The 19,132-nt window shown below is 44.1% G+C and carries 9 protein-coding genes; 3 read left to right on the top strand and 6 right to left on the bottom strand.

Translation table 11 applies throughout. The features are described 5' to 3' along the window. Window positions 1-12: 12 nt before the first annotated feature. Window positions 13-2,040, top strand: coding sequence for a sensor histidine kinase (locus V7Q33_RS09595; protein ID WP_331977645.1), 2,028 nt, complete (start codon window positions 13-15; stop codon window positions 2,038-2,040). 194 nt (window positions 2,041-2,234) lie between these two features. Here V7Q33_RS09595 and V7Q33_RS09590 read toward each other — a convergent pair whose 3' ends face one another. Both V7Q33_RS09590 and V7Q33_RS09585 read right to left on the bottom strand, forming a co-directional pair. After that, window positions 2,235-4,868 carry a glycoside hydrolase family 2 protein gene (locus V7Q33_RS09590; RefSeq protein WP_333819711.1) on the bottom strand — a complete coding sequence of 878 codons (2,634 nt, stop codon included), beginning with the start codon at window positions 4,866-4,868 and terminating at the stop codon, window positions 2,235-2,237. Between the two features lie 219 nt (window positions 4,869-5,087). Continuing rightward, window positions 5,088-5,675 (bottom strand): RNA polymerase sigma factor, encoded by a 588-nt coding sequence (locus tag V7Q33_RS09585; protein ID WP_331977641.1) that lies wholly within the window; start codon window positions 5,673-5,675, stop codon window positions 5,088-5,090. Between the two features lie 865 nt (window positions 5,676-6,540). Between V7Q33_RS09585 and V7Q33_RS09580 the strand changes: the two genes are divergently transcribed. Together V7Q33_RS09580 and V7Q33_RS09575 are read left to right on the top strand one after the other, a co-directional pair. After that, entirely contained in the window at window positions 6,541-9,306 is a 2,766-nt protein-coding gene (locus V7Q33_RS09580) for a TonB-dependent receptor (RefSeq protein WP_331977639.1), read from the top strand. A 205-nt stretch (window positions 9,307-9,511) separates the two neighbouring features. Further along, entirely contained in the window at window positions 9,512-11,797 is a 2,286-nt protein-coding gene (locus V7Q33_RS09575) for a GH92 family glycosyl hydrolase (protein WP_333819710.1), read from the top strand. A gap of 84 nt (window positions 11,798-11,881) precedes the next feature. On the opposite strand, the gene V7Q33_RS09570 is transcribed toward V7Q33_RS09575, so the two are convergent. The 4 genes from V7Q33_RS09570 to V7Q33_RS09555 form a co-directional block, all read right to left on the bottom strand. After that, window positions 11,882-12,958 (bottom strand): sialidase family protein, encoded by a 1,077-nt coding sequence (locus tag V7Q33_RS09570; protein ID WP_333819709.1) that lies wholly within the window; start codon window positions 12,956-12,958, stop codon window positions 11,882-11,884. Window positions 12,959-13,128: 170 nt separating this feature from the next. Next, a complete protein-coding gene (locus V7Q33_RS09565; RefSeq protein WP_333819708.1) occupies window positions 13,129-14,562 on the bottom strand; it encodes an alpha-L-fucosidase in 1,434 nt (477 codons plus the stop codon). 357 nt (window positions 14,563-14,919) lie between these two features. Next, window positions 14,920-18,042, bottom strand: a complete 3,123-nt coding sequence (locus V7Q33_RS09560; protein WP_331977631.1) for an efflux RND transporter permease subunit — start codon at window positions 18,040-18,042, stop codon at window positions 14,920-14,922. Window positions 18,043-18,051: 9 nt separating this feature from the next. Continuing rightward, a complete protein-coding gene (locus tag V7Q33_RS09555) occupies window positions 18,052-19,095 on the bottom strand; it encodes an efflux RND transporter periplasmic adaptor subunit (RefSeq protein WP_333819707.1) in 1,044 nt (347 codons plus the stop codon). Window positions 19,096-19,132 lie beyond the last annotated feature (37 nt).

Raw genomic sequence — 19,132 nt, 5'->3', positions numbered from 1 at the left:
ATCCGCGGCATCATGCACTGGCTTAGATTCACTTGTACGCTTATTATCGTCTGCAGTCTCACTGCCTGTGTAGATTCCGATTACACGGTTTCTATCAATCAGAAGAAAGCTATATTCACGTTTCTGAACGACTCTCTCAAATTCTGCTACGGTTCGTCTAAGGATTCTATTGTGCTTTGTACACGCATTCAGGTCCATCAAGCGCTTAAAAATGTATCTGCATCAGACCGAGCCAAAAAAATATGGCTATACTTTGGTGAAGCACACTCGTTATCGGAAAGTGGGCTGGGTGAAGAAGCAATGAAAGTCATCAACGCTATATTGCCGGAAACAGAAGACTACGATTTTCTGTATGAGCGTGCGGAGCTCCTCACCTTGCGCAGCTTTATAAACACCAATCATTTCAACCTGCAACTGGCAGCATATGATGCATATCTGGCAGCCGATATATTTGATGAGCTGAAGCTTCCCGATGAAGACGCCTCAAAGCGCCTTGCCATTGCCAACCTGCAATTCAACACCGGCAATTATGAATTGGCAATTGAAAATGCCCAACGCGCTGTAGAACTATATAAAAAAGCTGTGAACCTGCGGCGTGAAGACAGCGTGTGTGTGATCAATGCGTTTAATACGCTGGGCATGTCGTATATGAATTTGAATAAGGCCGACAGTGCCGCCATGAACTATGCACAGGCCTTACCCCTGACGCGAAATATTCACAGCAAGATATGGGAAGGACTGGTCCGGGGAAGTATGGCACGCGTGGACTATGTGCATGGTAACCTGGATTCCGCCCAGGCCAAGTACGAACAGGAACTAAGAGTATGCCTGGAGCACAGCGAAAAAGCAGCTGCCGGAAGATCACTCACAGGCCTTGCTGACATATATACCAGGAAAAAAGAATATGCTAAGGCCAAGATATACTACGACAGTGCCTGGAAGCTAATGCAACAGGAAAGAAGACCTGCTATCTGGATCGATTACTTTAAAAGTCTGCATGCCTGGTTTAAATTTACCAAGCAGTATGACTCTGCACACATCACGTTCGAAAAATATATATCACTTCGCGACTCCGTACAAAGTCCGCAACGCTTGCAACTCATACGCTTGCAACGACAAATGCAGTTTGAAAAACAACTTAGCTTATTGCGCACAGAAAATGAATTAAAGAAAAGCGAGCTCAACACCAGTCGCATATTTATTACATCATTTGTAGTAGTGCTCGTACTGTTGTGTATACTGTTATATATTATCCGCAGAAATTACCGAAAGATCAGTGCGCTGAACAGCGACCTGGAAAACAAAGTAAAGACACGCACTGCTGAGCTCGTGCGGCTTAACAGCGAACTCGACACATACCTGTACCGAGCCTCGCACGATGTGCGCAGACCGATCCTTAGCATTATTGGCCTCGGGCAACTGGCCGGTCTCACCCATGACGAAAATGAACGCAAAGCCATTCAGCAAAAAATAGACAACACGGCACGCGATATGGACAAGATGCTCTCGAAGATACACATGGCATATGAGCTCGATAAGCTGGAGGGCATTCAGTCGGTAAACATCCGGGAGTATATTGGAACACTTGTGGAGCAATTTAAAGGACTGTATCCGTTTATAACCTTTACCACCGAGATTGAGAACAATGTGATTGTAAGTGCCAATCTCAAATTGTTGGATATAGTCTTTATCAACATTCTGGAAAACGCCTGCATCTTTAACAACCGCACGAACCCGGAGATAGCGATCCGCACCTATCGCACGCAGGATTTTGTGGAGATATACTTCCGCGACAATGGCATTGGCATAGATCCGAAATACCAGGAATCAATCTTTAATCCCTATACCCGCTATAGCGATCGCTCTGTGGGCAGCGGCCTCGGCCTGCACCTGGTGCAAAAAGCCTTGCAAAAACTAAACGGCCTGGTTGCTGTAGAAAGTACACTATACATCGGAACTGAATTTAAAATTATACTACCAGCCTATAAAAACAACTTATCGCATGCTGAAGCAGTGTGGAGTACGAAGAAAGAATTTTAGTATCCCATCAGCATATAGTATCCTGTCAGAAAGTCTTCTGACGCATGATTAGCATCAACCAAATGTATGAGTATCGTTAAGAGAATCTATTGATAAATTTTTCTATTCCTAAAGCATCCGGAAACCAGTAATCCGATGGATTCAACTTCAACACCTCAATACTCCAACACTTCAATACTCAACACCTAAACACTTTATTTAATTTCCTCAAAAAATTCTCCCACATTCCACCCGCTGATCGAAACAAGCGGTATAATTTTCTCGCCTTCCGAACGGTATTCCAGGTATATCGTTTTTTGTGCGCCTGGTGTCAACGATATATAATTGTCGCTGTAGAATGTAGGTAACAGACGTTTTCGTGTTTTAGAATCGATCAGTGATATGCGGTTGAAGAACGCTACGGGACCGCTTGAGAAGTTAGACAATTTCAATTCTATTTTTCCTTCGCTAAGCCACTTGGCTTCTGCCTGTATCTGGGCCGTCTTCATCTGGTTGAGCCCGGTATAAATACCATTGGCATCGGGCAGCCAGTAAAAATTTTCACTTAGTATCTGTTTGTTCAGGTCGAGCAGCTGCAGCGACAGGAACACACCTTTTTCTTTACGGAGCGCAGACACGATGCTCTTCAGCGCGAGGAATTTCTTGGAGGTTGTAGGCTCTACGCCTACAAAAACCTGCGATAGTAAGCTGTCTTTTCCATTCATGTCGTATGTTTTGATAACTAACATTAGATCACGATATGCATGCACCGTATGATTTGCCACCATCACCATTCCATCGGTTGGGTTATACATTATGTGAAGTGGTTCACTTCCATGTTTTAATCCATACAGGCATGCGTTGGGGTCGAGATAATAGTCGTACATCTGCCCTCGCAGCGCTGTCCACGGGTTTTGCGTCTTCCAGATAATCGCCCCGGTATACCATTCCCACATGTGCGCGCTGTATCCTTCCATGAGTGCCCTGTACTGGTCGTAGTTTACAAACTGTGCTTTAGCAGCAAAGTCTTTCAAATCTTTCGGCTCGCCATAGGGCGCTATATATTGATTATAGCCGATATATTTATGATACTCCCACACCGGATCAACCTTGTCAGGATAGCTTGGTGCTACCAGGTGATCTTGCGGTATAAATCGCGTGAGTGATTCATAATCACCCGTGCCGACAGAACCGATCTCTGAGTTGAACGGGAAGGTTCGATGTTCCCAAAAATATTCGATCGGTTGTATACCGTACGGCCCATCGCCATTGCCACCAAAGGCATTGAACGACATGCTATCGGAGTTCGAATACTCTACAAACCAGCGTGTGCCATCCAGTACAGGAAGTATATCATCGCGTAGTGGCGTAAGTATATCTTCCGGTGGCGTGATCTCGTTCCCGCCACACCATATTCCCAAGGATGCGTGGTTACGGATCATCTTGATCTGATCCTCTGCCGAGATGAGAAACAGCGCATGATCATCCGGATATCTCCTGCGTGTCCACTGGTCTTCTTTTTTCTTCGGATCAACCCAGCGGCCATTGCAATCGCCCGACATCCAGAAATCCTGCATCACCAGTAGTCCATATTTATCGCAAGCCTGGTAAAACTCCGGTCGTTCGATCAACGCACCGCCCCACACGCGAATGAGGTTTAGATTCATATCGCGGTGAAATCGTACTTCTGCATCATAGCGCGCATCAGTAAAACGAAGCATAGCGTCAGATATAATCCAGTTTCCACCTTTAATAAAAATCGGCTGGCCATTTACCATGATCTGCCGGCTCCGGGTGTTTTCATTCCACGGTGTTTGTATTTCCCGAACGCCGACAAAAACATTCTCATCATCAGACAGGCTTTTGCCATCGGTCAGAAACTGGAGCTTCAAAGTATATATATACTGATCGCCATAACCATTGGGCCACCACAGCTTTGGGTCCTTAAATGTATAATCCGGAAATATTGCGGTTATTGTGGCCGATGGCGGAATAGTAATCTTCTTTGATACTTTATTCCCATCCAGCATATATTGTACTACACCGGTTATACTCGTTGAGGTTGGATTTACCAGCTCCACAGAAGCTTTGATAATTGCAGGAGCCTGTTCGCCTTCCGGATATCGCTTGCCCGAAACCCGGGTAACAATATGCGGGTTTGCCAACCGGATGGCATGTGTTTTTTCGATATATACTTTATCCCATATACCTGTGTTGCGATCGCGTATAGGTTGTATCCAGTCCCATCCTGCTACATATTGATGCGAAATGTTGCGGGCAATAGTGCCATCACCACCTTGTCCACCATTGGGATTGCCGGCAGGATCGGGTGGATATACAATTACAGCCAACCGGTTATTACCATCGGCAGCAAGGTAGTGCGAAATATTATATACCTGCCGCAGAAACATACCGGCATGGGTTGCAGCGTTCAGCTTCTTCCCGTTCAGGTATATTTCACAACGATAATTTACACCGCGCAAGTGCAACCAGACCTGCTCATCTGTTAACGCTTTTTCTTTAAAATCTTTTACAAACCAATAGGTATATCGGGCAGCGCCTGTAGTATATATATCGGGTATCTTTTCGTTGTTGAGGCCATAAAAAGGATCGGGTACCTGCTTATTATCCAGTAATGTGGTGAGTACTGTTCCCGGTACGCGCGCAGGCATCCAGTCTGTCGTTGGGTATGATGGAAGGGATAATGCTGTTCCTTCGGCTTTTACCTCGCTAATATTTTTACATTTCCAGCCGCTATTGAGTTCATACAGATTTTGTGCCCCGGCAACCGGGAAAATACAGATGGAGACAATTGTTACCAGCAACTTGGTGTGTAAAGCTCTCTTCATAGCTTCAAGCTTTTGAATCCTCCAGCCCTTCCCATTACAGAAGGGCAAAGAGGACTCCCAAACCCAACTACGAACACAGACGTTACCAATAACTGTGACGTAGCTCTGTTCATAAACGGATGAAGGGTATAATTCTAATCCGGTAACTAAATATTTATTTAGATGCTATAACAGCTTCTTGCTGCTATAGCGTGAGAAATGGTGCGATAAACAACACGATTATTGCATCTGCCTGCGCAGCGACCGGAGAGCCTTGAACACTGCATTGTAAACAGATTGAATGGTAATGCCTAACTCATCTGATATTTCTTTATTTGATAGTTCTTTGTAGAACTTCATGTGAAGCAGCTTTTGCTGATGGCCCGACAACGTACTAAGCGCTTTTTCTATTTTTTCTTTCTGCCAGTGTGCCACCTCTTCTTCAAGCAAGGCAACATCTTCCTGATCAAAGCTCATAACATCGTCTTCCGTTTTCAGTCGCATGTGCGGCGACTTCAATACATCGAGTAATTTTCGTTTGAGTGAAGTGAAGAGATAATATTTAATGGATGTCGTTTCGTTCAGATTCTCGCGGTTGTTCCAGATTTTCACAAACAACTCCTGAATACAATCTTTGATCAGTTCCTGATCCGAGCTAAGTTTCCTGCCATAATTATAGAGCGCAAAAAAATACTTACGGTAAATAGTGGCATAGGCAGCGATATTGCCCGACTTGAACTCTTTCCAAAGAATATAGTCATTCATGGAGATTGAACGGCCATCAGCCGTTGCTGGCCGGTAATTTTCCAAAGGGTGAGCTGCTTCCATAGCGTTGAGGTTTGAGGTTCAGGTCTGGATATCACTTCATTCTCAGGCATACATATTTCCGTGTGCGGAAACAGTTATACAAAATCGACATTTTAAAGCTAAAAATAAAATATGACCGACACATTTATTTCCGTCACCAAATAATCTTTGGAATAACCGGGATACTTCTCGAAAAACCAGCAGACACCGTCTTTTTATACATTCCCCCGAAAATTTATGTGCGTGTGTTCATGGCGTGGAATTTACCAAGCAGAACATGGACAGGGTTTTACTACCCCATAAATTCATGGACTACCAGTTCATTACCTCTATATGGTTTGTTTTGTATTAAAATTAATACCCCAATATATAGTATTAAAACAACAACATCTACTACACCTGAAAATAACCGGTACAACATTTCTTCTTTTGTATCGTATCGCTGCGGGTTGAAATTTAACCTATATATACAGTATATATGGATCATGTAATTAATTTTCATATATATTTATAGCTATAAAATTATCAATTTGTTGCACGATCGCTTTTTTAAGCTTGAGGGAAAGGTAAAAATTAAAACCGCTAACGTTTTATATATGATTTTTCACAATAAATTACCGGCAGACATTTTAGCGATAAAACACAAACTGTTTAAACTTAGAAACGAAGGCATGCCTCAATAAAGCATGCCTTTTTTATTTGCAAACGTTATATATACAACAGACCATAACCTAATCCAAGAACTAAACCTATGTATAGCCTATGAAAAATTCTACGTAAGCACCATTTTATTAAAAGCTTTACTCCAGGAAGTAAGCTACAGTAAATCAACCACGCCCGCCAGCGCATGCTGTTAGTATAATTCTCACTTAAATCTTTATTTGTTATGAATGCATCTGCAAAACCAGCGGACAGATTTCTTATTGCCTTTTCAGTAAGAAAAATATGCCTGACTATCCTTTTACTAACCTTCGTCATTTCCTTCGATGCACTTGCTCAGGAGACAAAACGGAAGATATCCGGTGTTGTAAAAGACGCCACCGGCGAAAAACTGCCCGGTGTGAATATTGTTGTGAAGAATACTTCCATTGGCGTATTCAGCGATAAAACAGGCAGCTTCAGCATCGAGGTTCCGCCACAAGCCACGCACCTGGTATTCTCCTTCATAGGATTTTTAACCCAAGAGGTGCCAATACCAGCGTCTGATGACCTCCAGGTAGTAATGGAAGAAGACGCCAAACAATTGGACGAAATCGTTATTACGGTAGGTAGCCGAACCTCGCAGCGAACCATTACCGATACACCACTGCCCATCGATAATTTGTCTATCAAAGAACTAAACTCCACGGGTCAAATCTCTTTCGACAAGGCATTGCAGTACCGGGTGCCTTCTTTCAATACGGTGAACACACCGGTGAATGATGCTACATCGTTACTCGATCCATACGAGATACGCAACATGGGGCCAAGCCGCACGCTGATCCTCATAAACGGTAAACGTAAAAACCTGAGCTCACTGGTATATACCCAGACTTCTCCCGGCCGCGGAGAAACCGGTGCTGACCTTTCTGCCATTCCTACCAGTGCAATCAAACGTGTGGAGATATTACGTGATGGTGCATCGGCTCAGTATGGATCAGACGCTATTGCAGGGGTTATGAACGTTATTCTGAAAGATCGCTATGAAGCCACTGAACTGAGTGTTACTTCTGGTGTAACCACACGTGGCGATGGAGCCAATTACGGTCTTAACTTCAATAGCGGTGCTAACTTTGGCGATAAGGGATTTATTAATTACAACATTTCATTTCTCCATCAGAATCGTACCAACCGCTCGGGCAAAATAGATCTGGCAGGCGAAGCCAGCCCCGTAGTAGGTTTTGGCGATGGCACCGAAGCCACTACACAAAACATTGCCAATTTCCTGGCGCGATATCCCGATGCCAAAAATATAAATGGTCAGCCAGATAATACAGCCGCCAAATTTCTCATAAATACAGGTATACCAATAACTGATAATATCGAACTATACGCCAACGCGGCATATGTATACCGAAAGTCGTTGAGCTTCGCTAACTATCGCACGCCTTACTGGAAGCAAGATTTCGGTTTGTTGCATGCTGCCGGTACTGAATATATAGGGTACCATCCTACGTTTGAAGGCGACTTGAACGATTACAACGGAACGCTGGGAGTGAAAGGCAAAACCGAATCTGGCTGGAGTCATGATGTAAGCCTTACAGTAGGTGGTAACAAAATGCTGTTTACGGTAAACAATACAGTAAATCAATCGCTGGGAGCAAACAGCCCTATATCTTTCAAGCCGGGTGGTTTCGGATTCAACCATATCGTAGGCAATGCAGACTTTTCAAAGGAAATAACCGAGCGGTTCTATGTTGCATTAGGAAGCGAATTCCGATCAGAGAATTACCAGCTCATTGCAGGTGATACGGCTTCTTATTCAGGCGAGGGTGCTAACTCCTTCCCCGGTTTCTCCAGTCGAAACGCGATCAAGGCCAACCGCTCGAACATCGGATTCTATGCCGATGCTACCTGGGATATAACCGACAAGTTCCTGATCAGCGGAACAGCACGCACAGAGCGATACAGCGATTTTGGAAATGCTTTCGTATGGAAAGCCAGCAGCCGTTACAAATTGTTTGATGACAAATTGACGATTCGCGGCTCCTACTCTACAGGCTTCAGAGCACCCACGTTGCACCAGATCAATCTGCAACTCAACCAGGCTTCATTTGAGGGTGGCGATATTGTTATTAAAGGATTGGCCAACAACCTGAGCCGTGAAGCTGCCATACTGGGAGTACCGAAACTGAAAGCCGAAACATCCAAAAACTATACAGTAGGTATCGGTATAAATCCCGTAAGCAACTTCTCTATGTCGGTTGATTATTACGACATTGATATTCGTAACCGGATTGTATACAGTGCTACCATCAGTAAAGGAACCAACGATGCGCTGGATGCCCTGCTGGCGTCTGCAAATTCTACTGGTATCAGCTTCTTTGTTAATGGTGTACATACGCGGACAAAAGGTATAGATATCGTGGCAAGCTACCGGAATCTGGCCATTACATCGGGTCTTAAAGCCAATATCAACCTTGCCGGAAACAACACCCTTCAAAACAAGCTGATCGGTGATGTAAACACACCACAACCCATTGCGGCTGCCGGTGGAAAGATTTTCACCAAAACAGAGGAAGCATTAATGCTCACCAGCCGCCCGAAGTATAAATATATATTAGGTCTTGATCTGGTAACAAACAAGTTCAGCGTCAACATCAACAATACGTTGTTCGGTCCTACACGTTTCAGCAATGCCGACTTGTTCGATAAAGATGCACTCCGCGTTCAGTTCACTCCGAATGTACTTACCGATATCGGTGTAACGTATGCTTTTACAGACAAGATCAGCCTTTCCATAACCGCACAAAATATATTCGATGTATATCCGAAATGGAAGCTGGTAGCATTGAACAGCAATGGTCAGGCTACGTTGAATGATGCCGATGCACTGCGCCTGCAAAAGAATGCGCTTACCTTCAATGGCCGGTATGGCATTACAACATATGATGGTTCCCAGTTCAACCAGCTCGGAACAAACTTTACATCGCAGTTACTGTTCAAGTTGTAAACGATTTATCTAACTCATAATGTCTGCGGGAGACCAGCGTATTTCTCCCGCAGACCTTTGCATATTAACGTACGCATCCGAGAGTATCCATCCCCTTTCCGAGAGCCGGCATCCCAGGCACACAGCTTAAAAAAATATCTTCTGTGTGCGTACACATTCCCTACTATTGGATATACTTGCGCTCACATTATAAATTGATGCTCTCATGAAAAAGAATATAAATTTCATGTTTGTGTGCGCATATGCTCTGTTCATGTTGGTAACAGCGTGCAAAGAAAAAGACACGGAACAACAAACACCGGTTACTGCCAACCTTACGCAATACGTAGATCCTTATATAGGGAGTGGCTTTCATGGTCATGTGTTTGTGGGAGCCAATGTTCCGTTTGGTGCCGTACAGTTAGGACCAACACAACTCTCCGAAGGTTGGGACTGGTGTTCAGGCTATCACTACTCCGACTCTGTTATCATCGGCTTTTCACATACGCATCTTAGTGGCACAGGCATTGGCGAGCTTGGTGATGTTCTGATGATGCCGGTAACAGGCCCTGCAAAAATTACCAAAGGAACTGTTAAATCATTGGAACGTGGCTATGCATCACTCTTCTCACACCAGGATGAAAAAGTAAAACCAGGATACTACAGTGTAAAACTGAAACGCTATAACATTAACGTGGAGCTTACAACGTCTGAACGTGCTGGGTTTCACCGCTATACTTTCCCGGAAACACAAGACAAAAGTATAGTGATTGATCTGAAAGAAGGTATAGGATGGGATCTCTCTACCGAAACATCGCTGGAGAAATTGAACGACAGCACGCTGATTGGTTACCGATACTCAAAAGGGTGGGCTGCAGACCAGCGCTTGTTCTTTGCTATACAATTCAACAAGCCGGTTGCCCAGATAAATTTCTTTAACGACACCATAGCAATAGCCGGCAATAAAGCCACCGGCATAAGAGTAAAAGGCGTGGCGCATCTTACACCAGCTTCCGGAAATATAGTGTTGGTAAAAGTAGGCATCTCACCCGTAAGCACTGCGAATGCACTTCAAAATATAGCAGCCGAAATACCACACTGGAATTTTGATAAAACAGCACAAGAAGCCGATGCTGCGTGGAATAAAGCATTGAACAAAGTGCAGATAAAAACGGCAGATGAAAAACAGCTGAGAAAGTTCTACACTGCGCTTTATCATACCATGATCGCTCCTTCTATCTTTAATGATCACAATGGCGATTATCGTGGAACTGACAAACAAGTATATCACGATACAACGTTCACCAATCTTACAACCTTTTCACTTTGGGATACCTATCGCTCGGCACATTCGCTCTTTACCCTTCTTCAACCGGAGCGCGTGAATGATATGATAAACACCATGCTGAAGATACATGAGCAGCAAGGCAAACTTCCAATCTGGCACCTGATGGGTAATGAAACGAACACCATGCCTGGCAACAGCGCTTTCCCGGTAATGGCAGATGCATACCTGAAAGGCTTTCGTGGATTTGATGGTGCCAAAGTACTGCAGGCCATGAAGGCATCGGTAATGCGCGATGAAAGAGGACTGAAGTATGTACGCGAACAAGGATATATACCCGCTGATGCCGAAACGGAAACTGTGGCCAAAGGACTTGAATATTCTATTGACGACTGGTGCGCTGCTCAACTGGCGTTAGCATTGGGCAACCGGGAGGATTATGAATTCTTTAGCAAACGTGCATTGAACTATCGCCATTACTTCGACACCACGATACACTTTATGCGAGGACGTGTTTCCGATACTGAATGGCGAACACCGTTCAGTCCGTTTGTAGCACGACACATGAAGGATGATTTCAGTGAAGGTAACGCGTGGCAATATACCTGGCTGGTGCCACACGATGTAGAAGGTCTGATAAAACTGATGGGCGGTGAAGGTGCCTTCCTGAAAAAACTCGATTCACTTTTTATAGTGAAAGGCAATATGGGTAACGAGGCTTCCAATGATATTACAGGATTGATTGGGCAATATGCACACGGCAACGAGCCAAGCCATCATATACCCTATCTGTATGCATACGCAGGCCAGCCCTGGAAAACGGCGGAGAAAGTAAGATATATACTCGACAGTTTATATACCGACAAACCCGATGGTTTGTGCGGCAATGAAGATGTTGGACAGATGTCTGCCTGGTATGTGTTTTCTGCTATGGGATTCTACCCGGTGAATCCGGCTAACGGGATGTATATATTTGGTAGCCCGTCCATCAACAGCGCAATAATCCAGTTGCCAAATGATAAGAAGTTTACCATCGAGGTAAAGAACAACACACCGCAGAATATATATATTCAGCAACTTACGCTGAACGGAAAGCCATATACAAAAACTTATATATCCTACAGCGATATCATGAACGGAGGCGAGCTAATTATGGAGATGGGCAGCAAACCCGGTACTACCTGGGGTATTGCTCCTGAAGACCGGGCTTTCTCTGTTAAAAAATAAAAATCTCTCATGGAACTCACAGAATATCACAGAAACTTTAAAATGGATTGTCTGTGTAAATCCGTGAGTTCTGTGGGAAATAAATCATTCAATCCTTGCCATTTTGAAAGCAATGCGCTGGCGCTTCCAGGTATAGGTTAATGCAACGGTATCGTGGAAGTGAATGATGGCCGGATACGAAAACTCATCACCTTCCTCACCCACTTCAATATCTTTCACTACCGGCCATGTTTTACCGTTATCATCTGATATAGCCATTGAAACCGGTCGCCTTGCACCCCAGTTTTTGCCATCGCGATTGAAGATCAACACCAGCTTGCCATCGTCCAGCCTGGTGAGATCGATGCCACTGTTGGGATTGGGTAAATTTGTTTTATATACTGGCGACCAAGTCTTTCCATAATCTTCCGAGTCACTTCGACAGATCACACCGGCCGAACTGCGCAGCAACATGTGAACTTTACCGGGAGCCGACTCCCACAACGTTGGCTGTATTATACCTTCACCCGGAACAGAATCGCGATTTAACGTGAGATACGGTGTTGCCTGCCATGTTTTACCTTCATCTTCACTGCGATCAACAAAAGCATTCCACACGCCTTTCAATTCGTTGGAAGCAGGTGCCAGCCATGTTCCATTGGAAAGTGCCAGCACTTTATTACGCACAGGTCCGCGGCCACCTTTATCGCCCCGAACAAGTTCCTTTGCCTGCGACCAGGTTGCTCCGTTATCGCCCGAAACTATATACCAGGTCTCCCACACGTCAATGGGTTTGCCCACTTTGAAATATAGTATAATGGATCCTGCTGATGTCTTTTGTAACACGGGATTCCAATGCGGCTCCTCGCGAAGCTTTGCCACTTCTATGGGCACTGACCAGCGACCGGGCTTACCTTTCGATAACCATATACCTACATCATCATGCTTCTCGTGTGTGCCACCAAACCACGCCACCAGAAAAGTACCGTCATCAGCACGCACCAACGTTGATGCATGACATTGCGGAAATGGCCGATTATCTCCGAACACAAAATCATCCGATACCATAATGATGCTGTCCTGCTTTGTTTGTACCGTTTCCTGTTTGGCAGGTTGCTGTTTACAAGCGAATGCGATCGTTAATGCAAGGAGGATGGATGTTTGTCGTGTATAGTTTTTCATTCTTGGTTCGATACATTTAAATAGGCTCTAGCTGCTGGCTATTAGCTGCCAGACGTGTGAGTAAGATTAGCGTGTGTCTTTTTCTGCGTAATTCTGTTCCCGATAGATATCGGATATGGGAAATAATTTAAAATCCAGAACGGTATCGTTTTGTTGTCCGAAATCACCAGTTAATATACCTCGATTGCTGAAATTAAAGGACAAGCTTTCGATGCAGTAATGTTTACCCTTACTTTATCTGTCTCAATCGGATCGATTTTTAAAATTCGCTTATGGCCAATGGTTGTAGCATCGGCTACTTTTTGCCAGGCGTTGTCCTTCCATGCTTCCACTGTAAAGGTCTTTACACGTTGCCCAAGTTTGATATACTCTTGCAGCACCATGTAGTTTACCAGGTGTACTTTATCGAATGTAATCTCTACGCTTCCGGTAGTAACATTGTCATCGGTTGCCCAATATGTATCTTTATTGCCATCGGTTACATTCGTAGCAGCATAGGCATCGGCTTCACCGCGATATGATGTAGCCGTTGCTTTCGCTTTTGCAGCCAGATTCGTTTTGAATGTTTCATTCAAAAGGTCACGCCAGCCTTTCAATGCCTGCACATCATTCTCATGAATCAAGCCACGTTTATCCGGCGGCACATTGAGCAGCAGCGTAGAACCGCGACCAACGGATGTCATATATATATCAAACAACTGCTGTGGCGTTTTTACCAATGAATCTTCCTTAGCATGATAGAACCATCCCGGGCGAATAGATACATCTACTTCCGCCGGAATCCAATGTGTTCCGTTCTCGCTTCCTGTACCGAGCAGATTTTCAATGCCGGCTTTACCTGCATAGAGTGTATCGGGTGTAATAGAGTTCCAGTTCGTCTCCCCTGCTATACCGCGCTCGTTACCAACCCAACGCACACCGGGTCCGGCATCACTGAAGAAAATTACATTTGGCTCCATTTCGCGCACCATGTTCAAGGTAGCAGGCCAATCATAGTAAGTAGCTCCGTTTATCTTTCTCTTTTCATTTGCACCTCCATAGTAACCATCGCCTCCATTGGCGCCATCAAACCACATTTCAAACACAGGTCCGTAAGAATGGAATAATTCTTTTAACTGGTTGCGATAATATTCAATATAGGCCGGTGACCCATAGTCCGCACGATTTCTATCCCACGGAGACAAATAGATACCGAACTTTAGTCCGTGCTTTTTGCACGACTCAGAGACCTGCTTTACAATATCACCTTTATAAGGGCTGTTCTTCACCGAATGCTCCGTATACTGTGACGGCCACAGGCAGAAACCATCGTGATGCTTACAGGTAAGGATAACGCCTTTGAAACCTGCATCCTTTAATGTTGAAATCCATTGATCGGTATTGAGCTCAGTAGGATTGAATACCGAAGGCTGCTCATCTCCATAACCCCATTCTTTATCGGTAAATGTGTTGGTTGTAAAATGCACGAAAGCATTTTGCTCCATTTCATGCCACGCCAGTTGGGCTTCACTCGGCACAGGCATTACAGCCTGAGGTGGTGTAACTTCTTTTTTCGCGCACGACAATACGGTAAATGCAGCGAGCGCATAGATGAGTTTCTTCATAGTGTTTACGGTCTTAACCAAAATCTGTATGCAAAAGAAACGAAGTATAAGCAGCATTATACGCTCGGCCTATAATTTTTTACTATCTCTGGTAGGAGAATTTTCATTTGATCAGGAAGCACACGCGCACACTGCTGGTCGTTAATCGTTTTATTCGTTAATAAAAGCAGAAACCAGAAGTAAGGGATAAGAAGTTAAGAAGATAACTACTCTGAAATATATTGAGCAAGGAATATCGATTAACGAATGATGAAGCGCAGGGAGGATTCATAAAAAAAGTGCCAGACGTTTCCATCTGACACTTTCTATGACGATTAACTTGTAACGGTTAACCTGTCACCAATAAACGGTTAACTACTACGAGAGATTGGCTGCCAATTTTCTGTACGATAAGTAGAAGAAAAGAGGAAAGACCAGTAAGGTCAATATTGTGGCTGTGATTAAACCACCGATAACCACAATCGCGAGGGGCTTGGATGTTTCTGATCCTATACCGTTGGAAAGTGCTGCTGGCAGCAATCCGATAGCGGCCATCAGGGCTGTCATCACTACCGGGCGCACACGGGTTTTAACACCTTCGGTTATCGAGTTCTCCAGAGAGTGATGTGTAAATTCGCTTCGCTTGATCTGATGCAAATTGTTTTTGAAGACTGAGATCAGTATCACTCCGTTTTGAATACAGATACCAAACAAAGCGATAAAACCTATACCGGCAGATATACTGAAATTTGTTCCCGTAATCAGCAATGCCGCGATGCCTCCTATTATGGCGAAGGGAACATTGATCAATACTATTCCTGCATCTTTCACATTGCCGAACATAATAAACAGTATCAGAAAAATCAGCAGCAAGCTTATCGGTACCACTTGTTGCAAACGGTGGGTTGCCCTTTGCTGATTTTCAAAATCTCCAGCCCACTGAAGTTCCGATCCTTTCGATAACGTTACAGCCTTCTGAACTTTCTTCTGGGCTTCCGCTACGGTGCTCCCCATATCTCTGCCTCTTACCGAAAACTTAACAGCGCAATACCGTCTGTTCTCGTCTCTGAAAATGAGGCTCGGGCCAGTAAGCTTTTCTATGCGCGCTATATTTTTGATTGGTACTTTTGAGCCTCTCAGCGTTGGTACCAGCAGGTTGCTGATGTCTTCTGCATTTTTCCTGTACGATTCCTCATATCGCAGTCGCAGTTGAAATTTCTTCTCCCCCTCGTATATCTGCGATATAGCTTTACCACCAATCGCCATTTCAATTATTGCGTTAGCATCTGCGGTAGTCACGCCATACAATGCCATTTTTCCGGCATCCAGATCAATACGCAATTCAGGTTGTCCATAATTCCGGATTACTCCCAGATCATCTACACCCTCTATATCTTTCATCACTTCATATATCTCATTCGCTTTTTTCTCAATATACTGTATTGTATCACCATATACTTTTACGGCAAGCGATCCCTTAACACCCGACACGGCTTCTTCCACATTATCCATAATAGGTTGTGAAAAATTCAGGTTAACACCTGGAAATATGGAGAGCTTCCGTTGAATCTGGTCGATGAGTTCTTCTTTTGTTATTCCGCTCTTCCACTCACTCTTGGGATATATATCTACGTGAAATTCTATGTTGTAGAACCCGGTGGCATCGGTACCATCGTTGGGCCTTCCGGTTTGCGACATTACCTGCCTCACCTCTGAAAAGCCGCGAATGATGCCTCGCATTTTGTTTGCCAGATCACGCGATTCTTCAAGCGATATACTTAAAGGACATGTAGCCCGGATATAAATAGCGCCTTCATCAAGCTCGGGAAGAAACTCCGTTCCTAAAAACTTAAAGGAGAACAACCCGCAGGCAACAATCGCTACAGCAAATAATATTGTCTGCCTCTTATGATGATAAGTCCAGGCAAACATGCGCATTATACCTGCTGTGAGATACTCTACAAATACGTTATGCTTCTCCTTTACATTCTTCTTAAGCAACAAACTTGTAAGCAAGGGAACCAGTGTCAGTGTCAATATCAATGCGCCAAGCAATGCAAATCCCAGCGTCCATGCCAGAGGAGAGAACATTTTGCCTTCCACTTTCTGGAAAGCGAATATTGGCAATAGTGCCGCTATAATAATAAGCTTCGAAAAGAAAATCGCTTTGCCCAGCTCACCACCGGTATTCTTTATTATACCGAGCTTCGACAGCTTATTAAACCGATCCATTCCTATACGATGCGATGCATGATCGAGGCTCACAAATATACCTTCCACCATTACCACGGCACCATCGATGATAATTCCAAAATCGATAGCGCCCATGGAGAGCAAATTGGCGCTCATTCCCTTTAGCGTAAGGCAAATAAAAGCAAAAAGCAATGCCAGCGGAATTACAATGGCTACTGTTACGGTTGTTCGCCAATCAGCCATAAAAAGAAATACAATCACCGTTACGAATATTATACCCTCCATCATGTTATGGAGTACGGTGTGTGTTGCAAAGGTGATCAGATCGTTTCTGTTATAGAACGTTTTGATCTTTACATCCTGAGGCAAAACCTTTTCATTGAGATAATCTATTTTCTCCTGAACACGGCTGATCACATCACTCGGGTTTTCAGCCTTCCTCATTACAATGATACCTTCCACTACATCATTCTCATTGTCGCGTGCCACCTGGCCCAACCGGGCAAGGCTGGAGATTTCAACCTGCGCAACATCTTTCACCAGAATGGGAGTACCATTGATATTGGTAACAATGATATTCTTTATCTCTTCAACATTATTAAGCAACCCGATACCGCGCACTACAAATGCCTGCGAGTTGTCTACAATAACATCTCCGCCCACATTTATATTACTTTTCGATGCGGCGTTATAAACATCCAGCGGCGTAATATCAAATGAAGCCAGCTTCTGCGGATTTACCTTTATCTCATACGTCTTTACTTCTCCGCCAAAGCTCACAACATCTGCTACACCAGGTACACCGAGCAGCTTCCGCTGAATCACCCAATCCTGAATGGTCTTCAGCTCTTTTACCGTTTTGGAAGGGCTTGATAAGGTATAGCGAAAAATCTCGCCGGTCGGTCCATACGGTGGCTGAACGTCTGGCTCAGCATTCTCCGGCAACTCAACGCCACGCAGCATGTTGTTCACTTGCTGCCGGGCAAAAGCATCATCTACGCCATCTTCAAAAATTACTTTAACAACCGACAAACCAAATACCGTTGTTGATCGAACAGACGTTTTCTTCTGCACGGGATTAAGCGCGACTTCTACCGGTATAGATATATACTTTTCAACCTCTTCTGCGCTCCGTCCCGGCCATTGGGTTATAATGATGATCTGTGTATTGGTAACATCGGGGAATGCTTCGATGGGAATATTTTTGAACGCTATAATTCCCCAAACAATCAAGACCAGCGTTGCCAGTATAACAAATAATCTATTTTTAAGCGAGAACGCTATTACTTGCTTAATGAATTTAGACATGGTGAATTACTAATTTGTTCTTAAAGCCTGATAAAGGAAAACCTGCGATTCAACAACCACCTGCTCTCCGGGATCAAGGCCAGTTATATAGGCTTTATCGCCTACGCGTCTCGTTAGATTTATCTCCTGAATTTTAAGCGCTGTATTCTTTTTCACCACCACGTAGTTTTTGCTGTTGTCCATAACAACCGCATGCGATGGTATAGCAAGGGCCTTGCCTTCAGATTTACCATTGATCGTAATCGTGGCAAACATCTCCGGCTTTAATTCATTGTTGGGGTTATCCATACTTATGCGAACCTTCATGGTTCGCGTTTCAGGATCCAGCACATTGTATATTTTATCGATGCGTCCTAAATATGCATGATCGGGATTTACAAGCGTACACACGCGTGCCGAATCACCTATATGAATTTTATTCATATCCGCTTCATACACATTCGCAATGATCCAGACTTTAGACAGGTCTGCTATAACAAAAAGGTCATTGCTATTATCGAGGCGTACTTCCGAGTTGTTCGTGATGTTCTTCTCTATCACATAGCCATTTATAGGAGCCGTTATCGTATAGCTTGAACTTTGACCACCGGTAATAGCCGCTACCTGCTCAACTTTGTTTAATTCGGATACAGCCTTTTCATAATTAACCTTGGCATTCAAATATTCCTGTTCGGTTGACAGATTCCCTTCATAGAGGTCTTTTGTCGTTTCCATATTTTTCTTTGCTATCAGCAAACTCGATTTAGCGATAGACAAGTCATTTGAAATGGAAGCTACTTCAGTACTTTTCAAAACCGTAAGCGTCTGTCCTTTTCTAACGTAGTCACCGAGCTCCACAAAAACAGATTCTGTTTTTCCACTGACCAGTGAAAACACTTTCGACAATCTTGTTTCATCGGGCACAATCTTACCGTTGAGCTTAACGAAGTCAAATTCTTCATCTAATACCACAGGTACTGTCTGCACATTTTTGACAATGCTATCGGATAGCACCGCTGTTTTATGCTCCTCTGCCGGTGCATGCTTTGAACACGCTGCACTGAAAATGGCCATGAATGCAATTGAACTGTATATTAATATATGTTTCATA

This window comes from Ohtaekwangia sp., assembly GCF_036786105.1.
In the GTDB taxonomy this organism is placed as follows: Bacteria; Bacteroidota; Bacteroidia; order Cytophagales; family Cyclobacteriaceae; genus Ohtaekwangia.
The sequence above is the reverse complement of the archived record's forward strand: the minus strand, read 5'-3'. Positions and strand labels throughout refer to the sequence as shown.

Bases quoted from the DNA above. Each gene is read 5' to 3' on its own strand.
- V7Q33_RS09595 (WP_331977645.1), top strand. From the start codon at position 13: ATGCACTGGCTTAGATTCACTTGTACGCTTATTATCGTCTGCAGTCTC.
- V7Q33_RS09590 (WP_333819711.1), bottom strand. From the start codon at position 4,868: ATGAAGAGAGCTTTACACACCAAGTTGCTGGTAACAATTGTCTCCATC.
- V7Q33_RS09585 (WP_331977641.1), bottom strand. From the start codon at position 5,675: ATGGAAGCAGCTCACCCTTTGGAAAATTACCGGCCAGCAACGGCTGAT.
- V7Q33_RS09580 (WP_331977639.1), top strand. From the start codon at position 6,541: ATGAATGCATCTGCAAAACCAGCGGACAGATTTCTTATTGCCTTTTCA.
- V7Q33_RS09575 (WP_333819710.1), top strand. From the start codon at position 9,512: ATGAAAAAGAATATAAATTTCATGTTTGTGTGCGCATATGCTCTGTTC.
- V7Q33_RS09570 (WP_333819709.1), bottom strand. From the start codon at position 12,958: ATGAAAAACTATACACGACAAACATCCATCCTCCTTGCATTAACGATC.
- V7Q33_RS09565 (WP_333819708.1), bottom strand. From the start codon at position 14,562: ATGAAGAAACTCATCTATGCGCTCGCTGCATTTACCGTATTGTCGTGC.
- V7Q33_RS09560 (WP_331977631.1), bottom strand. From the start codon at position 18,042: ATGTCTAAATTCATTAAGCAAGTAATAGCGTTCTCGCTTAAAAATAGA.
- V7Q33_RS09555 (WP_333819707.1), bottom strand. From the start codon at position 19,095: ATGGCCATTTTCAGTGCAGCGTGTTCAAAGCATGCACCGGCAGAGGAG.